The 23,457-nt window shown below is 56.6% G+C and carries 22 protein-coding genes, 3 tRNA genes and 1 pseudogene; 23 read left to right on the top strand and 3 right to left on the bottom strand.

Annotation, left to right across the window (positions count from 1 at the left end):
- Positions 1-155: 155 nt before the first annotated feature.
- Positions 156-947 (bottom strand): DNA/RNA non-specific endonuclease, encoded by a 792-nt coding sequence (locus tag FC75_RS05400; RefSeq protein ID WP_082397735.1) that lies wholly within the window; start codon positions 945-947, stop codon positions 156-158.
- Positions 948-1,155: 208 nt separating this feature from the next.
- Here FC75_RS05400 and FC75_RS05395 point away from each other — a divergent pair.
- Positions 1,156-1,228 (top strand) — tRNA-Thr (locus FC75_RS05395).
- Between the two features lie 118 nt (positions 1,229-1,346).
- On the opposite strand, the gene FC75_RS05390 is transcribed toward FC75_RS05395, so the two are convergent.
- Positions 1,347-1,772 carry a hypothetical protein gene (locus FC75_RS05390; RefSeq protein WP_056989332.1) on the bottom strand — a complete coding sequence of 142 codons (426 nt, stop codon included), beginning with the start codon at positions 1,770-1,772 and terminating at the stop codon, positions 1,347-1,349.
- Between the two features lie 48 nt (positions 1,773-1,820).
- Between FC75_RS05390 and FC75_RS05385 the strand changes: the two genes are divergently transcribed.
- The 17 genes and pseudogenes from FC75_RS05385 (at position 1,821) to FC75_RS05305 (ending at position 18,160) form a co-directional block, all read left to right on the top strand.
- Entirely contained in the window at positions 1,821-2,396 is a 576-nt protein-coding gene (locus FC75_RS05385; RefSeq protein ID WP_156314344.1) for a hypothetical protein, read from the top strand.
- 267 nt (positions 2,397-2,663) lie between these two features.
- Positions 2,664-4,133: a peptide MFS transporter gene (locus tag FC75_RS05380; protein ID WP_056989331.1), complete on the top strand. Its 1,470-nt coding sequence runs from the start codon at positions 2,664-2,666 to the stop codon at positions 4,131-4,133.
- A gap of 217 nt (positions 4,134-4,350) precedes the next feature.
- On the top strand, positions 4,351-5,169 hold the full coding sequence (locus FC75_RS05375; RefSeq protein WP_056989330.1) for a metallophosphoesterase: 819 nt from the start codon (positions 4,351-4,353) through the stop codon (positions 5,167-5,169).
- A gap of 62 nt (positions 5,170-5,231) precedes the next feature.
- Positions 5,232-5,312, top strand: a tRNA-Tyr gene (locus FC75_RS05370).
- Positions 5,313-5,371: 59 nt separating this feature from the next.
- A complete protein-coding gene (proC, locus tag FC75_RS05365) occupies positions 5,372-6,163 on the top strand; it encodes a pyrroline-5-carboxylate reductase (RefSeq protein ID WP_056989329.1) in 792 nt (263 codons plus the stop codon).
- A gap of 117 nt (positions 6,164-6,280) precedes the next feature.
- Positions 6,281-6,982, top strand: coding sequence for a GntR family transcriptional regulator (locus tag FC75_RS05360; RefSeq protein ID WP_056989328.1), 702 nt, complete (start codon positions 6,281-6,283; stop codon positions 6,980-6,982).
- A gap of 128 nt (positions 6,983-7,110) precedes the next feature.
- Positions 7,111-8,571, top strand: a complete 1,461-nt coding sequence (locus FC75_RS05355; protein ID WP_056989327.1) for a nicotinate phosphoribosyltransferase — start codon at positions 7,111-7,113, stop codon at positions 8,569-8,571.
- A gap of 44 nt (positions 8,572-8,615) precedes the next feature.
- Positions 8,616-9,443, top strand: a complete 828-nt coding sequence (gene nadE, locus FC75_RS05350) for an ammonia-dependent NAD(+) synthetase (RefSeq protein ID WP_056989326.1) — start codon at positions 8,616-8,618, stop codon at positions 9,441-9,443.
- A 235-nt stretch (positions 9,444-9,678) separates the two neighbouring features.
- A complete protein-coding gene (locus FC75_RS05345) occupies positions 9,679-12,312 on the top strand; it encodes a cation-translocating P-type ATPase (RefSeq protein ID WP_420843310.1) in 2,634 nt (877 codons plus the stop codon).
- A 24-nt stretch (positions 12,313-12,336) separates the two neighbouring features.
- Positions 12,337-12,774, top strand: a complete 438-nt coding sequence (locus FC75_RS05340; protein ID WP_054663416.1) for a hypothetical protein — start codon at positions 12,337-12,339, stop codon at positions 12,772-12,774.
- A 301-nt stretch (positions 12,775-13,075) separates the two neighbouring features.
- Positions 13,076-14,071 (top strand): tryptophan ABC transporter substrate-binding protein, encoded by a 996-nt coding sequence (gene trpX, locus FC75_RS05335; protein WP_056989324.1) that lies wholly within the window; start codon positions 13,076-13,078, stop codon positions 14,069-14,071.
- 2 nt (positions 14,072-14,073) lie between these two features.
- Entirely contained in the window at positions 14,074-14,973 is a 900-nt protein-coding gene (locus tag FC75_RS05330) for an ABC transporter permease (protein ID WP_054663430.1), read from the top strand.
- Positions 14,966-15,724: an ABC transporter ATP-binding protein gene (locus FC75_RS05325; protein ID WP_054663413.1), complete on the top strand. Its 759-nt coding sequence runs from the start codon at positions 14,966-14,968 to the stop codon at positions 15,722-15,724. The genes FC75_RS05330 and FC75_RS05325 overlap by 8 nt, the downstream gene beginning before the upstream one ends.
- Before the next feature lie 12 nt (positions 15,725-15,736).
- Positions 15,737-16,187, top strand: a pseudogene (locus tag FC75_RS05320) (SprT family protein).
- A 92-nt stretch (positions 16,188-16,279) separates the two neighbouring features.
- Positions 16,280-16,365, top strand: a tRNA-Leu gene (locus FC75_RS05315).
- Between the two features lie 513 nt (positions 16,366-16,878).
- Entirely contained in the window at positions 16,879-17,442 is a 564-nt protein-coding gene (locus FC75_RS05310; RefSeq protein ID WP_225350736.1) for an alcohol dehydrogenase, read from the top strand.
- A 100-nt stretch (positions 17,443-17,542) separates the two neighbouring features.
- Positions 17,543-18,160 carry an ECF transporter S component gene (locus FC75_RS05305; RefSeq protein WP_054663410.1) on the top strand — a complete coding sequence of 206 codons (618 nt, stop codon included), beginning with the start codon at positions 17,543-17,545 and terminating at the stop codon, positions 18,158-18,160.
- Positions 18,161-18,289: 129 nt separating this feature from the next.
- Here FC75_RS05305 and FC75_RS05300 read toward each other — a convergent pair whose 3' ends face one another.
- Positions 18,290-18,922 (bottom strand): putative periplasmic lipoprotein, encoded by a 633-nt coding sequence (locus tag FC75_RS05300; protein ID WP_054663407.1) that lies wholly within the window; start codon positions 18,920-18,922, stop codon positions 18,290-18,292.
- A 117-nt stretch (positions 18,923-19,039) separates the two neighbouring features.
- On the opposite strand from FC75_RS05300, the gene FC75_RS05295 reads away from it, so the two are divergent.
- From FC75_RS05295 to FC75_RS05275, 5 genes are all read left to right on the top strand, one after another.
- Positions 19,040-19,540 (top strand): hypothetical protein, encoded by a 501-nt coding sequence (locus FC75_RS05295; RefSeq protein WP_056989323.1) that lies wholly within the window; start codon positions 19,040-19,042, stop codon positions 19,538-19,540.
- Positions 19,540-20,130 (top strand): glycoside hydrolase family 73 protein, encoded by a 591-nt coding sequence (locus tag FC75_RS05290; RefSeq protein WP_054663398.1) that lies wholly within the window; start codon positions 19,540-19,542, stop codon positions 20,128-20,130. The genes FC75_RS05295 and FC75_RS05290 overlap by 1 nt, the downstream gene beginning before the upstream one ends.
- 271 nt (positions 20,131-20,401) lie before the next feature.
- Entirely contained in the window at positions 20,402-20,977 is a 576-nt protein-coding gene (locus tag FC75_RS05285) for a xanthine phosphoribosyltransferase (protein WP_054663395.1), read from the top strand.
- Between the two features lie 9 nt (positions 20,978-20,986).
- Positions 20,987-22,339 (top strand): nucleobase:cation symporter-2 family protein, encoded by a 1,353-nt coding sequence (locus FC75_RS05280; RefSeq protein WP_054663392.1) that lies wholly within the window; start codon positions 20,987-20,989, stop codon positions 22,337-22,339.
- A complete protein-coding gene (locus FC75_RS05275) occupies positions 22,332-23,456 on the top strand; it encodes an ATP-grasp domain-containing protein (protein ID WP_056989322.1) in 1,125 nt (374 codons plus the stop codon). Before FC75_RS05280 ends, FC75_RS05275 begins: the two co-directional genes overlap by 8 nt.
- Position 23,457: the final 1 nt, after the last annotated feature.

Raw genomic sequence — 23,457 nt, 5'->3', positions numbered from 1 at the left:
GGTAGAGCACCTGACTGTTAATCAGGGTGTCGTCAGTTCGAGCCTGACATCCGGAGCTAAAAATGTCAGCCCGTCAGGCTGGCTTTTTTGTTCTCTGGATGATTCGATAGCACAAAAAGCGTCCAGTCGCAATTGCGACTGGACGTTTGCGTTGACTACTGTTCTGGAACATTGATGCTGTGATCGATCACGCTGCGGCCAGTGGCGTAATCATAACGAATGTCAGACTGAACGTTGAAAATGTAGACATTAAAGTCCAAGCCGCCATCCGACTTAGCTTGTAACCAGTATCCGCGCGGCATCAATTCTTGACCACGAAATACGGTCGTGACGCGGTAAATGACTTTTGCGCCGTTCTCGAGGGCTTGGCGAACCTGTTCCTCGTATGGCTGCATCAGGACTTGATTGGCAAATTCTGTTTGTGTCGCCAGGTTCTTCGGATTATCGCTGGAGCCCAAGGCACCTGCCTGAAAGTGCCCAGTGACACTGAGGTTGCCTGACAGGGTGTAGGCAATTAGGTGCCCCCGGTTTTGGCGGTTGACGCGTTTGCCATCGATGATGACGTAGCGGTTGTGCCAGCCAGTTGGTTCGAAGTTTTGGCTGGGCCGCCCCGCAGAATGGATCAACGTCTGCCGGTTGAGATAGCCGACGTTGGTGGTGGTGCGATTTAAACTGTCCAAGTTGCCGTAGAGAATTTTGGGGCCTGCCCAGTCGCTCATATTTAGTTGCGCGTGATCATGACCCACGGTAATGACAGGCGTTGAGCCGTTTTTGTAGTCCAGTGCCGCAAGATGCTTGTAGTTGCCGGTCTGATTTTGCGTCTGAGCAGCCGGGGTGAACTGAGCGGGTTGGTTCTGGTTGAGCTGTCTCGCGCCCCATGCCACCAAACTAACGATGACAGCAACGGTGAAGCCCAGCGTTCTCACCATGCTTCTTCTTTTTCGCATGCGAATCCTCCTCAGGGCATTAGTTTAGCATAGGCGCACTAATTTGGCCCAGATGATTGGCAACCGGCACGTGTGGCTAACCGTGGTAGAAGAGCGGCAGACACGCGACTAGTTGCCGGCTGACCTTGGGCGAGCAAAGAGAACGTAAAAAGGGGTTTACACCGCCTTTTTGCTCCTGTATAATTACGTTTGTTGTCATGAAACTCATGCCGTCTTAGCTCAGTTGGTAGAGCATCGGTATCGTAAACCGAGGGTCGAAGGTTCGAATCCTTTAGACGGCATTTTGATAGGATCTATAGTAGGACACAAAAGCGGAAACCCCGTATAATCGGGTTTCCGCTTTTTCTAACTGGACTAATTTCTAAAAAGTGGACAGATTTGGACCAACAATGCCCACTGCTACTGATTGCTCTGCTCATCGTCCCGAAACCTGAGACGTTCCTTATCCTCGGCAGGCGCCACAATTGGTGGGCCCTGCCAGAAAAAGACATCCAGACTGCGGTCTTCGTACCGCTGATAGGTGATCTGAAGGTCGTCTAAGCTTTTTTGCATAACGGCAAAATACACGGACAGCGGCGCGGTGTCGAGGCGCCCGGACAGCACCAGCAGATATTTCAACATGTTTTCGAAGGTGTCCTGGGTCAACCCGATGGTGATTCTGAACTGCATGTCGATGTAAAGCAGATCGGCAGTGTCGCGAACGATCCCAATTTTTTCAATCGGAAAACCGCCAAAATTGCCAGCGTCCTGCAACGTATAGACAATGTGCTTGGCCTGGCCCTTGGTGAAAGCAGGCTTATTGAACATCAGGTGCCAAAGCGCCATGGTGCCACGACCTTTCTATGCTATAATCATGACCAACGGAGGCGGATCATGAAAAGATTTAGGCGTTTGATAATACTTCTGACTGTTTTGTTCGCTGCTGGCGGCTGTGCCAAGAAGGCCACCAAGCCGGCGTCCAGTAGTTCCAAGACGGTCATCACTAGCAGACAGTATACCACACAGCAATTGCAGGCGCGGTACGTCAAAGTCGCTGACGTGGTGATCAAGCCGCTCAATCAGGCGAGTTACAAGCAGTCCGCGGAGACAATCAAAGCTAGCGTGAAAACTGGCCAAGCAAAGCTGAACCAGATCGCGTTACAGCTCGCGGATAATCAGTCCAACCCGGCGCTGACTAAGGCGCTGCAAAGCTATGTCAAGGCGGCGCAAACGACGCTGACGACGATGGTCGGGACGGATCAGGCTGCCTATAATACTGCCAGCAAGAACTTCTTTACTCAGTGTCAGACGCTTGGTCAGCGCGATTTCGGTGGGCAACTCCCGCAAAGCGTGATCGATTACAGCAAGCGCACGCAGGCAGCAGCCAAAGCAAGCAGTAGCGACAGCACGAGTTCAAGCAGCAGTCTACAAAGCGCAGACAGCAGTTCGGCCTCCAGCAAAAATGAATAAATATTATTTTCTCATTCGCAGCGCTTACAGGCTCATAAACGCCTAATGCGACACCTCTGGCTGAATCCGCTTCAACGCCCTTGATCTTCGGGAAGCATTCACGACAAGGTTTAGCGATTGGGGCTTTATGAGAGGATCGATGAGAAAACAGTTTGACATAAAAAATTCAGTTTGAGTGCATAATGATTCGCGCTTATAATGTTTCCTTGTATTCTCAGCAACCTCTTGCAATTGACTAGGGCTGAGTGAGAGAGGAAGCATTTTTATATGGAAAAACCAACTAAAGAAAAACAATTTCTGGGCCATCCGCGTGGGCTGTTGACCCTATCGATGACCGAATTTTGGGAACGGTTCTCGTACTACGGGATGCGCGCCATTCTCATCTACTACATGTATTATTCCGTTGCCAAAGGTGGGCTGGGCTTCAGTCAGGCGACCGCGCTGTCGATCATGTCGATTTACGGCTCGCTGGTCTACCTGAGCTCCACTATTGGCGGCTTCATCTCCGATCGCCTGCTCGGTGCGCGTAAGACCGTGTTCTGGGGCGGCGTGCTCATTATGCTCGGCCATGTCCTGCTGAGCATGCCAGCAGGGGCGACCGCCTTGTTTGGTTCGATCATCCTGATCGTCCTGGGCACAGGGCTGCTGAAGCCCAATGTGTCGGAAATGGTCGGCAACCTGTACAGCGAAAAAGACATTCGTCGCGACTCCGGCTTTTCGATTTTCGTGATGGGGATCAACTTCGGGTCACTGTTGGCACCGCTGATCGTGTCTTGGTTCCAGGCCAAGTACAACTTCCACGTCGGGTTTTCATTGGCCGCCTTCGGGATGGCTGTGGGCTTGATTTTCTACGTGGTGGACGGCCGGAAGTACATTAACTCGGTCGACAATCAGGCGCCGGATCCGATCAGTTCGGATGAATTGCGGCCGCTGCTGGGCAAAATTGGCATTGGCGTGCTGCTCGTTGCGATCCTGCTTGCGATTATGGGCGTGACAGGTTCGCTGAACGTGACGAATGTCATCAGCCTGATCACCATTTTTGCTATTGCAGTACCGATCGTTTACTTCTGGATGATGCTGCGGTCAAAAAAGGTCACCAAAGTCGAGCACTCCCGGGTTTGGGCGTATGTGCCGCTGTTTCTGGCCTCGGTCATTTTCTGGGCGATTGAAGAGTCCGGCTCTTCTGTGCTGGCTGTGTTTGCCGCAAACCAGACCCAGCTGCATTTTGCCGGGCTTCACATTTTGCCCGGCTGGTTCCAGATGCTGAACCCATTATTCATCCTACTTTACGGGCCGATTTTTGCCCGCTTGTGGGTCAAAATGGGCGAAAAGCAGCCCAGCTCGCCGAAGAAGTTCTCCTACGGGTTGGTGCTGGCCGGGCTGTCCTACCTGGTCATGATGCTGCCGCTGATGGTTTCCGGCATTAGCGCGCGGGTGTCACCGCTGTGGCTGGTGCTGTCATGGGCAATCGTGGAAATCGCGGAAATGTTGATCTCGCCTGTCGGTCTGTCAGTCACGACTAAGCTGGCGCCCAAAGCCTTCGCGTCGCAGATGATGAGCATGTGGTTTTTGAGCGACGCGGCCGGGCAAGCAATCAATGCCCAACTGGTGCGCTTCTACACCCCGGGCACCGAAATGGTTTACTTCGGTATCATCGGTGCGCTGACGGTCGTGTTTGGCCTCCTGATGTTGTTCATCGTGCCGCGGATCGAGAAACTGATGCAAGGCGTCAACTGATTCTCGCTGACAAAAGTGTCCTGGGGGCCATCACTGGCCTGCTCAGGACACTTTTTTTCGCATGGCGATGACTGAGCCTGATTGCGTGGCCGCGCTCGGAGCAGGTGGCGTTGGGTTGCCGGGTGGAGTTGACATTGGCAGCCGATTGCCGTCAAGATAACCATAGGCCATGCGGTGTCGCGCCGCCATCCGGCAGGCCGGAACAGGAGGAATCGAGATGGTCAAGTTAGCTTTCAGCGTCGACAATCATTTTGATGTCAATCATATCGATGCCCAAGTGGCAGTGGCCAAAATTGCTGGTTATTTGCTTGCTAACCACTATCAGGTTTACGTGAACGCCGGCGACAGCTTCAACGATTTTACGATGACCTTGTGGTTTTACCAGCAGCTGCAAGCGGCAGTGGGCAATGCCGTGACGATTCGGTACCTTGCAGGAAATCACGACTTAGTCAAGAATGTCTCTTACCAAACCGCCCAAAGCGCCGTGTCGCCCCTGTACCTCCATGAAAAAGCTTTGGCGGTGCCAGGCACTGACACGGTGATCATCGGCAACAACGGCTGGTACGACTACTCGTTGGCACCGGCAGCCTTGCAGGCCAGCGGGGCGGATTTTGCCCAGTGGAAGCGGGCTTATTGGATCGATTCGGCAATCGACCAGCCGGTTTCTGACCAAGAACGCATGGCGCGGGTGCTTGCGACCACCCAGCAGGCACTGGGTGCCGCGGCAGGGCGGCGGGTCATTTACGTGACCCATTTTGTGCCGACCCCACTGTTGATGGCGTACAGCCCTGCGCATCCGCGCTGGCAGATGGCCACTGGCCTGATGGGGTCGCGCCACCTTGGCGAGCTGCTCGAGCGGTTTGAAGTGGCCGATGTGGTGTTTGGCCATCTGCATCACCGCGATCGGCCGGTGGTCGCCAATCACACGACGTATCACCACCAGCCGATGGGGTACGGACTGCGGCGGCTAACGGAGTGGCGCAGCGACGATTGGTTTGCGGAGTGGCAAAGCACGCTTGTGACGCTGCAGGCCTGACGAAAAACAAAAAGGCGTTGCGCGGCGTGGCAATTTTTTGTATGCTAAGTGTCGAGATTCTTGGAGGATTAGCGAAGAGGCTAAACGCGACGGACTGTAAATCCGTTCCTTCGGGTTCCTAGGTTCGAATCCTAGATCCTCCATTTGGGGCCGCCAGGTTGGCGGCTTTTTTTGCATCAAGACAGTCGAAGGAGGAACACACATGAAACTTGGTTTTATCGGGGCCGGTAACATGGCCCAGGCAATCATTGCAGGGTTGCTGAAGGCGAAGGCGCTGGCGCCTTCAGATATTATCATTCACGGCGGCCACCCCGAAAATTTTGAGCCCTACGCGGCGCGCACTGGCGTGACTGCCGTCGCCAGCAACACCGCGGTGGCTGAGGCGGCCGACTGGGTGGTGCTGGCGGTCGCACCGGCGTTGGGCCAACCGGTCTTCGCCGAGGTGCACGACACTTTAGTGAAGCGGCCGATTCCGGTGCTGTCCTTGCTGACAGGGGTTGATCTGAAGACCCTGGCGGCTTGGGCCAACACGCCGGTCCCGTTGGTGCGGGTGATGCCGAACCTCAACGTGGCGCTGAACGCCGGCATGACAGCGTATGTGGCCAACGAGGCGGCGGCTCAAGTGCTGCCTGACGTGGTGGCCCTCCTGAGCCGGCTGGGCGAAACCATCGCGCTCCCGGAAAAAGATTTTTCCACGTTTGTTGCGTTGGCCGGCAGCTCGCCTGCTTTTGTTTACATGTTCATCGATGCGCTCAGTCGCGCAGGCGTGAAGTACGGTCTGACCAAGGCGGCTGCCACCAAAATCGCGGCCCAGGCGGTCAGCGGTTCCGCGCAGATGGTGCTCAGCAGTCGGGACAGTCCGCTGGACCTGGCCGATAAAGTTGCCAGCCCCGGCGGCACGACGGTGGCGGGGATGCTGGTGATGGAGGCTGCGGGCTTTATGCCAGCAGTGGTCGCTGGGGTCGACGCCACGATTGCCAAGGACCGAGAGTAACTTCTGGCGCCGGCCTGAAGGCGCAATTTTTCCGCCCCCTTGTAATTTAGGTCTATACCAGTTAAAATATAGGTATCATTGGGACGTGGCCTAGCAGACCAGGGGAGGATGAAGATTATGGAAGCACCGGTATACATTCAGATCCACAATCAAATCAAGAAAGAAATCGAAGCTGGCAAGTGGCAGATCGGTGACCGCATTCCGAGTGAACGCGATTTGGCCGTTACCTTCAACGTGTCGCGGATGACCCTGCGGCAGGCGATCCAGACGCTGGTGGACGAGGGGATCCTGGAGCGGCGCATTGGGGCCGGCACGTTTGTGGCCAACCAAAAGGTCCAAGAGCGCGTGTCCGGTGTGACCAGCTTCACCGACATCATGATTGCCCAAGGCAAGCGCCCCTCGAGCAAGACCATCTCTTATCACGTCGCCAAGCCCTCCCTTTCTGAAAGTGAAAAACTAAAGCTTAAGGACGGGGACCAGGTGCTGCGGATGGAGCGGATCCGATTCGCGGATGATGTCCCGATCAGTTTTGAGGTGGCCACAGTGCCGTACGATCTGGTCAAGGATTTTTCCAAGAGCGAAGTCACCAAGTCCTTCTACCACACGCTGGAGAAAAAAGGCGGCTACGTCCTCGGCGGCGCGCAGCAAACCGTCAGTGCGATGACCGCCTCCGAGCGGATTGCGGAGTACCTGGCGATCAAGCGCGGGGATGCGATCTTGCGGCTGCGGCAGACCTCATTCCTGCAGGATGGCAAGCCGTTTGAGTACGTGCGCACCCAGTACGTAGGCGAGCGCTTTGAGTTCTACCTGGAGCGCTAAGGTACTGAATGTTAAGACTGATTAGCGAAGGCCAAGCGTAAAAGCAGCGGCCTCGCTTTTTTGTTATAATAAAAATCATTCTTACCCAAGACAGTCGCACGGCAGCCCCGCGCGCAAAGGAGCAGACAATGGATTATGCGGACGACAGTTTAGTCTTGCATACAGACTTTTACGAACTGAACATGATGTACACGTACTGGCAGCAAGGAATTTCGGAGCGTAACGCCGTGTTTGAATGCTACTTCCGCGACTTGCCGTTCGGCAGCGGCTTTGCCGTCTTTGCTGGCCTTGAGCACGCGGTCGATTACCTACAGCATCTGCGGTTCACCGATTCCGACCTGGCCTACCTGAAGGAATCCACCCCCTATCCGCAGGGCTTTTTGGACTATCTGCGGGATTTGAAGTTCACGTGCACGGTGCGCTCAGCCGTTGAAGGAGACCTCGTGTTCAACAACGAGCCGATGATGCAGGTGGAAGGTCCGCTGGCTCAGGCCCAGCTCGTCGAAACGGCACTGCTGAACATTTTGAATTACCAGACGCTGGTTGCGACCAAGGCGGCGCGGATTCGGGCCGTGGTGGGCGATGATCCATTGATGGAGTTCGGCACCCGGCGTGCGCAGGAAACTTCTGCGGCGATTTGGGGCACCCGCGCCGCGTACATCGGCGGGTTCAATTCCACGTCCAACGTGCGCGCCGGCAAGCTGTTCGGCATTCCGATTGCCGGCACGCACGCGCATGCGCTGGTGCAGGCCTACCGCGACGATTACGAGGCCTTCAAGGCCTACGCAGAAGTTAACCACGACGTCACCTTTTTGGTCGATACCTACGACACGCTGCGGTCCGGGGTGCCGGCGGCCATTAAGGTGGCCAAGGAAATGGGCGACAAGATCGATTTTCAGGGCGTGCGCATCGACTCCGGCGACATGGCCTACATTTCCAAGCGCGTCCGCCAGCAGCTTGACGAGGCCGGGTTCACCCAAACCAAAATCGTGGCCTCCAATGACTTGGATGAGAACACGATTCAGAACCTCAAGATGCAAGGCGCCAAAATCGATATTTGGGGCATCGGGACCAAGCTGATCACGGCTTACGACCACCCGGCGCTCGGGGCGGTGTACAAGTTAGTATCGATCGAAGACGAAAGCGGCAAGATGGTGGATACCATTAAGCTTTCTTCCAACGCCGAAAAAGTTTCCACGCCGGGTAAAAAACAGGTCTGGCGGATCACCCGGCGCTCCAACGGCAAGTCGGAAGGGGACTTCATCGCGCGCGACGAAGAAGAGGTGGCCGGCCAAGACGAGCTCTACATGTTCCATCCCAGCTACCCGTACATCAACAAAACCGTCAAGGACTTCAACGCCCGGCCGGTGCTGCAAACCATTTTTGACCATGGCGAGCTGGTTTACCAGCTGCCGACGCTCGACGCGATCCGTGCCTTCTGTCTGCAAAGTGTCGACTCGCTGTGGGATGAGTACACGCGAGTGCTGAACCCGCAAGAGTACCCGGTTGACTTGTCTCAGCAGTTGTGGGATGACAAGATGGATTTGATCAAGCACGTCAAGGTCAAGGTGCAAAAACAGCAGTTGTAACCAAATTGCGACCGCATACCGGCCCAACTTTGAAGGAGAATATTATGCGTCCATTACAAAAAGAAATTATTGCCGCGCTTCACGTGCAGCCCACCATTGATCCGGAAACCGAACTGCGGCGCTCAGTCGACTTTCTCAAGCAGTACATCAGTCACTTTCCGGCGCTGAAAACCTATGTGTTAGGGATTTCCGGTGGCCAGGACTCGACGCTTGCCGGCGCCATGGCGGAACGGGCGATGACCGAGCTGCGCCAGGAAACCGGCGACCAGGACTACAAGTTTATTGCGGTGCGCCTGCCTTACGGTGAACAGGCCGACGAGGCCGATGCCATGGCGGCAATCGCCTTTATGCACGCCGACGAAACCATGCGCGTCAACATCAAGGATTCGGTCGACGCCATGGAACAGGCCGTGGCTGCGAACGGGCTGACCGTTTCCGACTTCAACAAGGGCAACATGAAGGCCCGCGCCCGCATGATCGCGCAGTACGCCATCGCCGGTGCCCGCAGTGGGGCCGTGGTGGGCACTGACCACGCGGCTGAGGCGGTCACCGGGTTCTACACCAAGTTCGGCGACGGCGGGGCCGACGTGACCCCGCTGTGGCGGCTGAACAAGCGCCAAGGCGCCGGCATTTTGAAGCTGCTGGACGCCCCGGCGCACCTTTATGAAAAGGCGCCGACTGCCGATCTGGAAGAGAATCGGCCGGCACTGCCTGACGAAGTGGCGTTGGGCGTTTCCTACCGTGACATCGACGACTACCTGGAAGGCAAGGCCGTGTCCGATCAGGCCGCCGAAACCATCGAAAGCTGGTACCAGCGGTCTGCTCACAAGCGGCACCTGCCGATCACCGTATTCGACGACTTTTGGAAATAGTGCTTGCTCAAAAGTAGTTAATTAGTTATACTTATATTACACATAAGGGAGTAACTAACGGCGCTTGCCGTGGTCATGTCATCAGCTAGGCAAAATTCTGGTGTGACCTGAAACTGTGAGACTTATGCTGCCATGAGGCAGTGTAAGTCTATTTTTTTACTTAACATGGTAAGCTTAAATTAGTTGGTCGCTAAAGGAGGAAAATTAATTGGCAGAGCAAAAGGCGTTCTACGCCATCACGAACGATGAAGCACTAAAGCGGCTCCAGACAAATGAGGAGGCAGGTCTCAGCGCACAAGAGGCGCAGACCCGCCTGGCGCAAAACGGGCCGAATGCTCTGGCCCAAGGCGAGAAGAAAACGCTGTTGCAGCGCTTTTTGGATCAATTCAAAGATTTCATGATCATTGTGCTGCTGGTTGCAGCCCTGATTTCTGGCTTCATTGTCCACGAATGGGCCGATGCCCTGATCATCTTGGCCGTGGTCATTTTGAACGCCGCGTTCGGGGTGTTCCAGGAAAGCAAGGCCGAAGAAGCCATCGACGCGCTGCAGAAAATGTCGACGCCGAACGCGCACGTGCGCCGCGGCGGTCAGGTCGTGACGATCCCCAGCTCGGAGCTGGTGGTCGGCGACATTGTCCTCCTGGAGGCCGGCGACGTGGTGCCGGCAGATTTGCGCTTGCTGGAGTCTGCCAACCTCAAGAGCGAGGAGTCGGCTTTGACCGGCGAATCGGTGCCGGTAGAAAAGCAGACAGCGCCTTTGGTTGGCGATGACATCGGCATTGGGGACCGCACCAACATGGCCTTCATGAACTCCAACATCACGTACGGGCGCGGCGTTGGCGTCGTGGCCGCCACGGGGATGCAAACCGAAGTTGGCCGCATTGCCGGCATGCTGAACGCGGCGCAGGAAACGACGACGCCGCTGTCCGAAAACCTGAAGGCACTGGGCAAAACCCTCACCATCATGATCCTGGTGATCGCGGCGTTTGTGTTTGCCGTGGGCGTTTGGCGCGGCGCGGAGACCCTGCCGGAAATGTTCTTGACCGCGATTTCCTTAGCCGTGGCCGCGATTCCGGAAGGGCTGCCGGCCATTGTCACGGTAATTTTGGCCCTGGGGACCCAGAAGCTGGCCAAGCGGAATTCGCTGGTTCGCAAGCTGCCTGCCGTTGAGACCCTGGGTTCCACGGAAATCATCGCCTCGGATAAAACAGGCACGCTGACCCAAAACAAGATGACCGTGGAAAAGGTTTACTACGACGGTCAGTTGCACGATGCCAAAGAAGGCGTGCAGTCGGCAAACCCACTACTGCGCATCATGAATTTTTCCAACGACACCAAGATGCAAGATGACGGGCAGTTGCTTGGCGACCCGACCGAAACGGCGCTGGTGGCATACGGGCAGACACAGAATTTTGATTTGAAGGCGGAACTGAAGGCCGAGCCGCGAGTTGCCGAGGTGCCGTTCGATTCCGAACGCAAGCTGATGTCCACCATTCACCAACTCCCGGATGGCCGCTACCTGGTGGCGACCAAGGGGGCGCCAGACCAGCTGCTGAAGCGCACCACCCAGCTGGCGGTCGGCGGCGAGGTGCACGAGATGAACGCGGCGGATGAGGCGACGATTCTGCGCGAAAACACGGGCATGGCCAAGCAGGCTCTGCGAGTGCTGGGGGCCGCGTATAAGTACCTGGACACGCTGCCAGATTCGGTCAACTCCGACACGATTGAGCAGGACCTGATCTTTGCTGGCCTGGTCGGCATGATCGATCCGGAACGGCCGGAAGCCGCTAAGGCGGTAGCGGACGCGAAGGCGGCAGGCATTCGACCGCTGATAATCACCGGTGACCATCAGGATACCGCCGAGGCCATTGCTGGGCGCTTAGGCATCATCGCGCCTGGGGATGACGCGGCCGTGATCACCGGCGCTGAGCTGGACAAGCAAAGCGATGAGGAATTTGAGAAGAATGTCGACAAGTATTCGGTGTACGCGCGGGTGGCGCCGGAACACAAGGTGCGGATCGTGAACGCCTGGCAGAAGCGCGGCAAGGTGGTCGCGATGACCGGGGACGGCGTGAACGACGCGCCGGCCCTTAAGGCGGCCGACATCGGCATCGGCATGGGCATCACCGGGACGGAAGTGTCCAAAGGCGCTTCCGACATGGTGCTGGCCGATGACAACTTTTCCACCATCGTGATTGCCGTCGAGGAAGGGCGCAAGGTCTTTTCCAACATTCAGAAAGCCATCCAGTACCTGCTGTCCGCCAACCTGGGTGAGGTCCTGACCCTGTTTATGATGACAATGCTGGGCTGGGACCTGCTGGCGCCGGTTCACATCCTGTGGATCAACCTAGTCACCGATACTTTCCCGGCCATCGCGCTGGGCGTTGAACCCACCGAGCCCGGGATCATGAAACAAAAGCCGCGCGGCCGCAAGTCGAACTTCTTCACCGGCGGCGTCGGTCAGGCCGTGATTTGGCAGGGCATTTTGGAAGGCCTGCTGACTTTAGGTGTGTACTTCATCGCCATTACCTGGCCGATCCACACCACGAACGCGGCGATTCACGCCGATGCGCTCACGATGGCCTACGCCACACTGGGGCTGATTCAGCTGTTCCACGCTTTCAATGTGAAGTCGGTTCATCAGAGTCTTTTCACCGTTGGCTTCTTCCGCAATCGGACCTTCAACTGGGCCATTTTGCTCAGCGGCTTGCTGCTGGCGGTTACCATCCTGGTGCCGGGCTTCAACGGCTTGTTCCACGTGACCGAGCTCGACGGTTTCCAGTGGGCGACCGTGCTTGGCGCGGGGGTCGCGATGATTGTGATCGTCGAAGTCGTGAAGTTTTGCCAACGCCACCTCAAAAAGGGGTAAACTGGTTTTCAGGAGGATTTTCAAATGAATAAAAACCAGCAAAAAATGGTCCACTTCAGCAACGTCATGCAGCAGGTCATGGGCGGCACTGAGGAGGAACAGAATCTGCTCAACCCCAAGTTCACGGCGCTTCGCGAGGCCATCGACGCCGGCACTATCGCCGATTTTGACCCGCAAACTTACGGTGCCACCCAGCAGCTGTTTGAAGACGGCACCGAGAAGTACGGGGAGCTGCTGACCACCTTGGCGAATACCACACCGCCAGCCCGGTTCATCGGCACGCACAAATTGCTGGTGGCGGCCTATCGCGATTTCGTCGCCGGCTGCCAGGCGATGACAGCGAGTCTGAAAGATGGGCCGCAAAGCCTTGACGTCGAGGCGTTTAATGCCGCCGAAAAAGCCCAAGACGCGGCGACTGAGCGCATCATGACGCAGCTGAGCAAGATCACGCGGATCGCCTAGCAAAAAAAAATTCGCCAAAGCCTTGACACGGTCCGGCGAGAAACGTATTCTCAAATTAATCATTTAAGGAGGAACGCCATATGACTAACTTCACTACCCAGATTAATGTTCGCTGGCAAAGCCAACACTAGGTAGGTCGCTGACACGACCTGCCAGACGCAGGTTGTGTCTATGTTGGCGTTCAGCACGTGTGTCCGCATAGACTCTGAACTTTTGAGTTTGTGCGGATTTTTGTTTCGGCAGATCTCCGCAGCCTGCGCGGTTGGATCTGCCTTTTTGATTACTTAGGGGGAATTCAGATATGAAACGTATGATTGGATTGATCGTCGTCCTGCTCGGCTTTCTCGGCTTCGCGTTCGTCACAACCGGGAAACCGCAGGCCGAAACGAAGGCGGAGGTGCCAACTGTTGGCATCCTGCAGCTCATGAGCCACCCGGCGCTGGATGCGATCCATAAGGGCATTATTAAAGGCCTCGATGATGAGGGCTACACCGTGGGCAAGAACGTGAAAATTGATTTTCAAAACGCTCAGAATGACCAGAGCAACATGAAGACGATGTCTGAGCGCTTCGTCAACGAAAAAGCGGCTGCAATGGTCGGCATCGCAACACCTTCCGCGCAGGCTCTGGCGGATGCTTCAACGAAGATTCCCATCGTGCTGGGGGCGATCACGGATCCCAAAGGGGCTGGCCTGGTCAAGAACAACGCTCGGCCGGGCAACAACATCACCGGGGTTTCGGATCAGGCGCCCATCAAGGCGCAGCTGAAGTTGGTGCGGCAGATCATGCCGCAAGCGAAGGTCCTTGGGGTGATCTCCACATCAAGTGATTCCTCTGCCCAGGTGCAGGCGAAGATGGTCACGAAAGAGGCGCCCAACGAAGGCTTTACGGTCAAGAACTTCACGATTGCCTCAACCAACGATCTGCATCAGGTGGCCGCGCAAATGGTGACGCAGGTCGACGCGATTTTCGTCCCGACCGATAACACGATCGCCTCTGCGATGCCGACGCTGGTCCAGGTGGCCAACACCCAGAAAATTCCGGTGTTCCCAACTGTTGACACTATGGTCAGGCAGGGCGGGGTCGCAACGTTAGGCTTGAACCAGTTTGACCTTGGGGTGGAAACCGGCAAGATGACCGCTGCGATTCTTAAGGGCAAGGATCCGGCCACCACGCCGATTCACTTCGCCAAGAAGGGTGAGCTGATTGTCAACCTTAAGCAGGCCAAGGTCCTGGGCATGACGATCCCGCAGTCGGTGATCGAAGACGCACGTAAGAATGGGACGGTGATTGAATAATGATGGGCTTAGGAGTTTCCGCCATTGGGCAAGGCTTGTTGTACGGTTTAATGGGCGTCGGGCTGTTTTTGACCTTCCGCATTCTGGATTTTCCGGATATGACGGTTGAAGGCACGTTCCCGTTAGGCGCAGCGGTCACTGTGGCCGCAATCTCTCACGGGGTGACGCCGCTGCTGGCGACCCTACTGGGGATGCTGGCCGGTATGGCGGCCGGGGCGATCACCGGGTTTCTCACCACAGTCGGCAAGGTGCCGGTGCTGCTCGCCGGCATTCTGGTCATGACCGGGGCTTACTCGGTCAACCTGCGGATCATGGGGCGGTCGAATCTGTCGCTGCTGAACAAGCCGAATTTATTCGGTGCCAAGTTTCTGAAAGCACTGCCGCCATATTTCGACAGCGTGGTCGTGGGGTTGATCGTCGCCGTGGTGGTGGTCACCCTGCTGATCCTGTTTTTGAACACGCAGTTGGGCCAAGGCTTCATTGCTGCCGGGGATAATCCCACCATGGCGCGCAGCCTGGGCATCGCGCCGGCGCGCCAGGAAGTGCTGGGTCTGATTGTCGGCAACGGCCTGGTGGCGCTGTCTGGTTCGCTGATCGCGCAAAACAACGGGTACGCGGACGTCAACATGGGCATCGGGGTCATCGTCATTGCGCTAGCCTCGATCATCATCGGCGAGGTACTGTTCGGCGAGCTGACTTTGAGCCAGCGCATGGTCGCCACGGTACTGGGGAGTATCTTGTACCGGTTCGTGCTGCTGCTGGTGCTGCGCCTGGGCTTTTCGCCAAACGACTTGCAGCTGATCTCGGCGATCGTCCTGGCAATTCTAATCATGATCCCGGCCTTTGAGCATCGGTTCAAGATTCGGCGCGTACTGAAAAATGGGGTGAAGACAAATGGCTGAAGCACAATTAACATTGAGTCACGTGGGCGTCAACGTCGCGGTGGGTGAGACCTCCCGGGCGCTGCTCTCAGATATCAACTTGACCGTCGCACCGGGGGATTTCGTCACGGTGCTGGGCGCGAACGGGGCCGGCAAGTCCACGCTGTTTAACGCCATTACTGGGGATAAACCGGTGTCCGGCGGCACCATTACGCTGGCCGGCGAAAACATCACCACCGCGCGTCCGGAGCACCGCGCACGACTGATCGCGCGGGTGTTTCAGGACCCGAAGATGGGCACGGCGCCGCGCATGACTGTTGCGGAAAATTTGCTGCTGGCAAGTCGCCGCGGCCAGCACCTGACGCTGAAGTTACGGGGGCTAAAGGGCCGCATGGCCGAGTTTTTAGCCCTTGCCAAGAAAACCACCAACGGGCTCGATCAGGCACTGGACAAGCCGACCGAGGAGCTGTCGGGCGGGCAGCGTCAGGCGCTCAGCCTGTTGATGGCCACGATGAAAGAACCGGCACTCTTGCTTTTGGACGAGCACACCGCGGCGCTGGATCCGCATACCAGTGCCGAAATCATGACCTTGACGGATTCAATCGTGCGGCAGGAAAAACTGACCTGCCTGATGATCACCCATCAGCTCGAAGAGGCGCTGAAGTATGGCAATCGGCTGGTAGTGCTGCAAGATGGCCGGCTGGTCGCCGATTACGCCGGGGCTAAAAAGGCGGCACTGACGCGGGAGGATCTGCTGCAGTACTTTGCCTGACCGGGAGGAAAAATGTCGAACCAAGAACTTCAAGCGTTAGTTGAACAAGTCAGCCTGAAGGATTTTCACCGCCCGTTTGTGCATCAGGCGCGATTTAATGGGCGTTTGCGGACCACCGGCGGCCGCTTTCACCTGCCGGATGAGAACTTGGACTTTAACCTCAGGTTGTTTGATGCAGCCGATTCGCAAGTCCAGCTGGGCATCATCAAGCACGAGCTGTGCCATTACCACTTGTATCGGGCACACCGCGGTTATCGCCATCGTGATGCCGACTTTAAGCACCTGCTTGCCGCGGTCGGCGGGCTGCGGTACGGCGCCGCGCCTGGGGCCGACTAAGCCGCCCAAGTATCTTTACCAGTGCTCGGGATGCGGTCAGCTGTATCCGCGGCAGCGCCGGCTGAACCTGCGCCGATATGCGTGCGGCCGGTGCGGTCATCGCCTTGTGGCCGTCACACCTGCCTGAGCGATTGGCTAAGTATGGCAGTGAAAATCGGTTTTGCCGTTGACAATGAGCCAGCGGTCCCATATACTATTTCTTGTGCTTCTTAGCGTCATGCGGGTGTGGCGGAATTGGTAGACGCGCAAGATTAAGGATCTTGTGATCATTATCGATCATGAAAGTTCGAGTCTTTTCACCCGCATCATTGAACGCCGCACGAGTCCGGTATCGCGTATCGCGATGCCGGGCTTTTTTTGACGTTTCGGCCTTAATATGACTCAACAGTCGCGCCCCAGATCAGGTTCGCCGCCCAAGCCAACTGGGAAAGTGTCAATCCTGGTAATCGTGCATTTTTGCATGTACACTAGTCCTGTTGTTGGGGTAGTGGCGAATAACAAATGCGCGACCGCCGCTCGATGAAACTGGCCTAGACTGTAACAGACGACAATAAAAAATAACGCTAGTACTCATTAAACAATGGCTTTTTAACATTTTTGCCGCGCTTATTTGACCTGTTGCAATGAGGTGTCAAATAGCCTGAAGGGTAATTGATCATTGATATGAAGCCGTTTTGATTGGTCATTGGCGCAAACTTTTGATCATCATCGGGCGTTACGAATTTATTTATAAACTTTTCTTTTCTCTTGACGTCCTACCCATCAGCAGTCAAAATGATTGACGGGGAAACTTTTTAATACTGCAAGGAGTGTTTGTAATGAGGAGAAAAGACTTAACCGGCCTTCAGTTTGGCCGGCTAACTGTGTTGACGTTTGCCGGCGCCGCCAAGAATGGCAATGCCATGTGGCTGTGCCAGTGTACCTGCGGCAATAAAACTGTGGTGGATGGTTATCGGCTGCGCAAGGGGACCACGACGTCCTGCGGCTGCTACCGGCGCGAAGTCATGCGCCAGGCGATCCGCAGTAATCCGAAAACTGCCGCCAAGATCGGGCAAAAGGATCAGTTTGCGGCGACGGAAGGGGTCAACCTGACTGCCACGCTCAACCTGCGCTCGTCTAACCAAAGCGGGGTGACCGGGGTCTCCTTCGATAAGCAGGCGGGCAAGTGGAACGCGCGGCTGTTCTTCAAGGGCCACTTGGTGTTGAATCGCAGCTTTGTGTCCTTTGCCGAGGCGGTTGCGGCGCGTCACCAAGCCGAGCGGACTTACCTGGTCCCGTTGCTCGAGCGGCTCGAGACCGCCGCTGCCCCTTGCCCTGTGGCCAGCGTCAGATTCGCGGCCGCAAACGAGCCAGAGCAGCCGCTAGTCTCCCGCGAGGCCTGACTCTTTTTGACAGTTTAAAACGGCGTTGAGCCGTTTTTTTGTATGCTTTTATCTGTTTACGGGGTAAACTAGTGGCAACAAGATTTGGGAGGTGCAGTCAATGCGCTCTAATCACTCAACCAACACAATCACGCTACTCGGCATTTTCGGCGCGCTCATTATCCTGCAGGCCTATGTGCCGATGGTGGGTTACATTCGGCTGTTTCCGGCGTGGCCGGCCATTTCGACGATCCATCTGACGGTGATCCTGGCCGGGGTGTTACTCGGCGTCCCTGGCGGCGCCGCGATGGGCCTGCTGTGGGGTGGGGTGAGCTTGTTTAAGGCCTTCACCGCGCCCGGCGACCCGATGACCCTGCTGCTGTTTCAAAATCCCGTCATCGCCATTGTGCCGCGGGTCGCGGTCGGCATCGTGGCGGGTCTGGTCTTTAATGACTTGTTCAAAACCGTGCGCAGCGGCCGCGGGGCGACAATGAAACTCAGTTTGGCTGGGATTTGCGGGGCTTTGACTAACACGGGTTTGGTCATTTTCTTCACGTGGGTCTTCTTCGCCCAACGCGCCAGCAGTGTCGTCCCCGGCGCAAACGCGGGCAATTTGGCGTTCGTCCTGATGGGCACATTTGCCATCAACGCGATTGCTGAGGCGGCGATGGCGGCGGTCGTTGTCCCAGTGCTCGGTCAGGCGCTGCTGGCGGTCCAAAAACGGCGCCGAGCCAAATAATCCTGGTGCCCTAGGACACAGATTAAATTCAAAAAAAACACTTCGTCACCACGATTCGGTTTTAGAATCGCGATGCCGAGGTGCTCGCACGGGCCATTATGCCATTGCTGGTTTGTTCGTCAGGTGCAGCTATTTCATTTTCCGGACGGCAGTTTGCAGTGCGGCGACATTCTGACTGACCGTCTGCAGGTTGGCTTGGACAATTTCTGCCTGCTGACTCAGCGAGCTGGTGTACTCATTGAGCCGACCCAGCGCCTCGTTGATGGTCGCAGTGTCATCTGGCGCTTTTGCCACGGTTTCAAAAAAGGTGGTTTCCGCGGCAGTCATTTCCTTGTAATAGGTATCAAAGGTGCGGTGGTCGAGTTTGGCCAGCTTCAGGCTGCTCAGCGTGTCGCTCAGTGCCGTGGTCGGAAGATTGGCGTTTTGCTGCGAGTTCGCTTTGGTCAGCGTGGTCGTCGCCGTTTCGATGTCGGTTTGCGCGCTTTCCAGTTTCTTGTACGCCTTGCTGCGGCGAGCGATCAGATCGCTGACCGCCCCTTCGTGAGCGAAGTCCTGGCTGTGATCTTGCGCGTAGGCCTTTTGGAACGTGGAGGGGAAGGCGGCGGCATCGCCGTCGATGACGGTGAGCTGCTTGCTTTGGACGGTGACCTGGCTGTTCAGCGTCCGCGCGGCTGACTGCAATTGGGCTTTTTGGTTGAACCCAACGCCAGAGCAGCCGGCGAGAAACACCAGTCCCAGTAAGAAAATGCCAATTTTTTTCACGTGCCCACCCCCTATGGGTCCAATGTTAATCGATTTGCCGCTCAAATACTAGCGCGATCATACCGGCCCATGTTCGCTAGCCGTTGCAGTCTGGTAAAATAGAGTCGAGGTGATACGATGGACGATCAAACGTTATTGGAACTAGCTGCCATGACGCTGCAGACCCGCCGGGATAAAGGTGAGGCCATTTTGGCTGCCAAGCTGCACATCCCGATCGCCGCCGTGGCGTCAGGGGATGCTGCGCTGACGGCCAAGCAGCGCGATGGCCTGCGGTACCTGTTCACTGACTACGAATGGATGCTCGCCCAAAAAATCGTGGTGCTAAACGCGACAACGCCGAGCGAGGAAGGGGTGGCCTGGCGCTTCCAGGAGGCTAAAGCCACGATTGCGCAGGCATGGCTGCGGCAAGCCGGCGTCAAAACGGTGGTCAAGCAGGTGCAAGACGAGGCCGGCAGTGCGGCCCATCTGCAGATTCGCATGGACTACGGCAGCCACGGGCTTGTTGACCTGCTGGACTTCATTGTGCCGGCCAAGGACCTACAGAAGCTTGAAACCAAGCAACTGACTCTGCTTGAATGGACCAAAAAACAGCTGCCGGCGCCGAGTGAGTCTGACTGATGGCCAAACGCCGTAAAGGGTTGCCAAGGCCGCTGTGGCTGCTGCTGGCCGGCGCATTGATCATTGTTGCTTTGGGCGCCACGCTGAGCTTGCGGCCCAAGCCGTCAGCGCCTTCGCCGCAGGCCGATGCGCACGCCGCGTTTATTAAACGGCTTGCGCCATACGCCCAGACGCTGCAGGGGCAGTACCAAGTGCTGCCGAGTATCACGCTGGCCCAGGCCATTTTGGAGTCGGACTGGGGGACTTCCACCCTTGCGAAGGACTACCATAATCTGTTTGGCATCAAGGATGATGATCCGGCGCATTCCCAATTGCTCAAGACTCAGGAGTACCAAGACGGCAAGTGGGTGACGGTTGAGGCGCGGTTTCGGGTGTATCCCAGCGACCAGGCGTCGATGAAGGCCCATGCTGAGCTGCTGGTCAACGGCCCTCAGTGGAACCCGCATCTTTATGACGGCGTCCGGCAGGCGACGGACTACCAGGCTGCGGCGAAGGCCTTGCAACGTGCGGGGTACGCCACGGATCCGACGTACGCGGATAAGCTGATTCGCCTGATCGACACCTACGATTTGAGCAAATACGACCAGTGATTCGCGTTTTTGCTAAGTTCTTGTGCCTCTTTCAAAATATTCCCGATAATTTCGCTAAAAGACGAATTATCGGGATTTTTTTAAAGGGGCCGTTCTGACCCGAGATTATCCCGTATTCATTGTGCCGCAAGGCCGAACGGTAATTTTGTCAGCAAATTAGGCAAGCAAAAAGTCACACATTCGCCCCGGCGCAAATTGTGAAGGACCCTGAACTATGTTAGAATTTGTGCAACTAAGTGCGGCAAACCGCGAAGAAGGATGGGGAGTAGCAGTGAAATTACTAGAGGATCGGATCAGGCAGGACGGACAGGTATTGGGCGCGGATGTCCTTAAGGTAGACAGCTTTTTGAATCACCAGATCGATCCGGATTTAATGGCAGCGCTTGGCACCGAGTTTTACCAGCGGTTCAAGGACGTCCCGATTACGAAGATCCTGACCGTCGAAAGCTCCGGCATCGCGCCAGCGCTCGCGGCTGGCATGGCGTTTCACAAGCCGGTCGTGTTTGCGCGCAAGCACAAGAGCCTGACGCTGAAGGATCACCTTTACACTGCTGAGGTCTATTCCTTTACGAAGAAGACGGCCAACACGATCGCCATCGCAACCAAGTTCCTCGGCCCAGATGACCACGTGCTGATCATCGATGACTTCCTTGCCAACGGCCAGGCGGTCGAAGGCCTAATCGACATCATCGCCCAGGCCCAGGCGCACCTGGAAGGGGTCGGCGTCGTCATTGAAAAGAGCTTCCAAAAAGGCCGCGCGCTGCTGGACCAGCGTCACATTCACGTCGAGGCGCTCGCCCGCATCGCGGCATTTGAAAATGGTCAAGTGATTTTCAAAGAAGACTAGGAGGACGCGATGAAACAGTCTGAGTTATCCGCGCCCAAAGCCGCAGTACTGGGCATTCAGCACCTGTTGGCCATGTACTCGGGATCCGTCTTGGTTCCGATTTTGATTGGGTCGGCCCTGCATTTTTCCAGCGAGCAGATGACCTACCTGGTGTCGATCGACATTTTCATGTGTGGGATCGCCACGGCGCTGCAGGTATTTGGCAACAAGTTCTTCGGCATTCGGTTGCCGGTCGTCTTAGGGTGCGCGGTGCAGGCCGTGGCGCCACTCATCATGATTGGGCAGAAATTCGACATTCAGACGATGTACGGGGCCATCATTGCGGCCGGCGTTTTTGTTTTTCTGATCGCCGGGCCGTTCGCCAAGCTGCGCCGACTGTTTCCGCCGCTGGTGACTGGCAGTTTGATCACGGTAATCGGTCTGTCACTAATCCCGGTGGCGTTTCAGAACCTGGGCGGCGGCAACGTCGCAGCCAAAAGTTTTGGCTCAGGCGCGAATTTGATCGTCGGGATGTTCACGGTGCTCCTGATTTTAGCGTTCAATGTCTGGGGCAAGGGGTTTGTGCGTTCAATCGCGATCCTTATTGGCCTGATCGGGGGCTCGGTCCTCGGCGGGCTGATGGGCATGGTGTCTTTTCGGCCGGTGATTGAAGCCAGTTGGTTCCACGTGCCTACGCCGTTTTACTTCGGGGTGCCGCACTTTGAGTGGAGCTCCATTTTAACGATGATCCTGATCTCCTTGACCTCCATGGTCGAGTCGACCGGGGTGTTTTTCGCGCTGGGGGACGTGGTCGACCGCAAGATCGAAAGCGCCGATTTGAAAAAAGGCTACCGTGCTGAGGGGCTGGCCGTGATGCTGGGCGGCATTTTCAACACCTTCCCATATACCACGTTTTCCCAGAACGTGGGGCTGGTGCAGCTTTCGGGCATTAAGACGCGCAAGCCGGTGATGTTTTCCGCCATGTTCTTGGTCCTGCTGGGCCTGTTGCCCAAAATCGGGGCGCTGGCCACGATCATCCCGAACCCCGTGCTGGGCGGGGCCATGCTAGTGATGTTCGGCATGGTGGCCGTGCAGGGAATTCGAATGCTGCAGGAGGTCGATTTTCACGACGACAAGAACCTTTTGGTCGCCGCGATTTCCATCGGGCTGGGACTCGGCGTGACCGTGCAGCCCCAGATCGTTCAGGCCCTGCCGAAGACCCTGCAGCTGTTGTTCTCCTCTGGGATTCTGCTGGCGAGCGTTTCTGCCGTTGGCTTGAATCTGTTGTTTAACGCTAAAACCCCACCGGCCGAGCTGCCAGAATCTGACGGCCTGAATGAGCAGGCTGGGGCACAGGCACGAAAGGGCGACAAACATGACTGATTTTATTCAACCCGGTGCTGGGATCGGCATTATCGGGGGTGGCCCGTTAGCCTACAGCATGGCAGGCGCGGCCAAGGCAATGGGGATGAACACCATCATCCTTGCCCCCAGTGAAAGCGACATTGCGCTGTCGCTGGCGGATATCCCGTTGGTTGGCAAGGCCACGGATCCGGCGGCTTTGGCGCGGCTCGCCGAAGTGGCCACGGTGGTGACGTTTGCCAACGAAAACGTCGACGGCAACGCCTTGCAGCAGCTGACGACGAAGCACCAGCTGCCCTCCGGTGTCGACATTTTGTCGGTCACGCAGGACCGCTATTTGGAAATGGTATTTCTGGATGATCTCAACGTCAATATACTGCCTTACGCTCAAGTTGTTGGCCCCAGTGACATTGCCAAGGCCATCGAGTCAGTTGGGCTGCCGGCGATCCTCAAGCCCATTCAAAAGGACATGGGGGCGGATCAGCAGCTGCGGCTGACGAGTCCCGATGATGTTGCCCACGCTCAGCAGTTGCTTCAGCAGCGGCCGTACATTCTTGAGGCGTGGCTGGATCACCCGACCGAGTACGCGGTCACCGTGGTCAAAAACGGGGACGACATCAAGGTTATGCCGGTGGTGCAAACGGTCTTCGCGCATCATCAGCTGCAGGCGGCGTTCGTACCGGCTACTGGCGGCGATGCCGTGCACCAAGAGATCACCCGCGTGGCCAAACTGATTGCCGCGCACCTGAACTACACCGGCGCGTTTGGCATTGAGCTGTTCATGACGCCTAACCAGTCGCTGTATGTCAAGCGGCTGTATCCGGCCCCACAACTCACCAACCACGTTCTGGCCAGCACCACCGGCTTCAGCCCGGTGGCGATGCACATGCGCGCACTGCTTGGCTGGCCGCTGCCTCAGTTAAAGTTGCTGCGGCCAGGCGTGATGATTCCGCTGCGGGCAGAAGATGCGGCAGCGGCAATGACCCAAGTGCGGATCAAGCCGGAGTGGCAATTTGAGTTTTACCCCAGTGGCGATGAGCTGATTGGGATGATGACGATTTACAAGCCGCTGGTCGAGGCTGACCAACTGCTGGATGCAACGGATCACTTTCACTTGAACCTGACAGAGGAGGACTAAC

It is taken from the genome of Lacticaseibacillus camelliae DSM 22697 = JCM 13995 (assembly GCF_001436615.1).
Classification (GTDB): Bacteria; Bacillota; Bacilli; order Lactobacillales; family Lactobacillaceae; genus Lacticaseibacillus; species Lacticaseibacillus camelliae.
Note: the sequence above shows the minus strand (reverse complement) of the source record. Positions and strands in the feature narration are given on the sequence as shown.

Coding starts and splice junctions, on each gene's coding strand:
- FC75_RS05325 (WP_054663413.1), top strand. CDS start 14,966: ATGGCTGAAGCACAATTAACATTGAGTCACGTGGGCGTCAACGTCGCG.
- FC75_RS05275 (WP_056989322.1), top strand. CDS start 22,332: ATGACTGATTTTATTCAACCCGGTGCTGGGATCGGCATTATCGGGGGT.
- FC75_RS05280 (WP_054663392.1), top strand. CDS start 20,987: ATGAAACAGTCTGAGTTATCCGCGCCCAAAGCCGCAGTACTGGGCATT.
- FC75_RS05310 (WP_225350736.1), top strand. CDS start 16,879: ATGAGGAGAAAAGACTTAACCGGCCTTCAGTTTGGCCGGCTAACTGTG.
- FC75_RS05340 (WP_054663416.1), top strand. CDS start 12,337: ATGAATAAAAACCAGCAAAAAATGGTCCACTTCAGCAACGTCATGCAG.
- FC75_RS05290 (WP_054663398.1), top strand. CDS start 19,540: ATGGCCAAACGCCGTAAAGGGTTGCCAAGGCCGCTGTGGCTGCTGCTG.
- FC75_RS05375 (WP_056989330.1), top strand. CDS start 4,351: ATGGTCAAGTTAGCTTTCAGCGTCGACAATCATTTTGATGTCAATCAT.
- FC75_RS05380 (WP_056989331.1), top strand. CDS start 2,664: ATGGAAAAACCAACTAAAGAAAAACAATTTCTGGGCCATCCGCGTGGG.
- FC75_RS05295 (WP_056989323.1), top strand. CDS start 19,040: ATGGACGATCAAACGTTATTGGAACTAGCTGCCATGACGCTGCAGACC.
- nadE (WP_056989326.1), top strand. CDS start 8,616: ATGCGTCCATTACAAAAAGAAATTATTGCCGCGCTTCACGTGCAGCCC.
- FC75_RS05385 (WP_156314344.1), top strand. CDS start 1,821: ATGAAAAGATTTAGGCGTTTGATAATACTTCTGACTGTTTTGTTCGCT.
- FC75_RS05355 (WP_056989327.1), top strand. CDS start 7,111: ATGGATTATGCGGACGACAGTTTAGTCTTGCATACAGACTTTTACGAA.
- FC75_RS05330 (WP_054663430.1), top strand. CDS start 14,074: ATGGGCTTAGGAGTTTCCGCCATTGGGCAAGGCTTGTTGTACGGTTTA.
- FC75_RS05360 (WP_056989328.1), top strand. CDS start 6,281: ATGGAAGCACCGGTATACATTCAGATCCACAATCAAATCAAGAAAGAA.
- FC75_RS05305 (WP_054663410.1), top strand. CDS start 17,543: ATGCGCTCTAATCACTCAACCAACACAATCACGCTACTCGGCATTTTC.
- FC75_RS05390 (WP_056989332.1), bottom strand. CDS start 1,772: ATGGCGCTTTGGCACCTGATGTTCAATAAGCCTGCTTTCACCAAGGGC.
- proC (WP_056989329.1), top strand. CDS start 5,372: ATGAAACTTGGTTTTATCGGGGCCGGTAACATGGCCCAGGCAATCATT.
- FC75_RS05400 (WP_082397735.1), bottom strand. CDS start 947: ATGCGAAAAAGAAGAAGCATGGTGAGAACGCTGGGCTTCACCGTTGCT.
- trpX (WP_056989324.1), top strand. CDS start 13,076: ATGAAACGTATGATTGGATTGATCGTCGTCCTGCTCGGCTTTCTCGGC.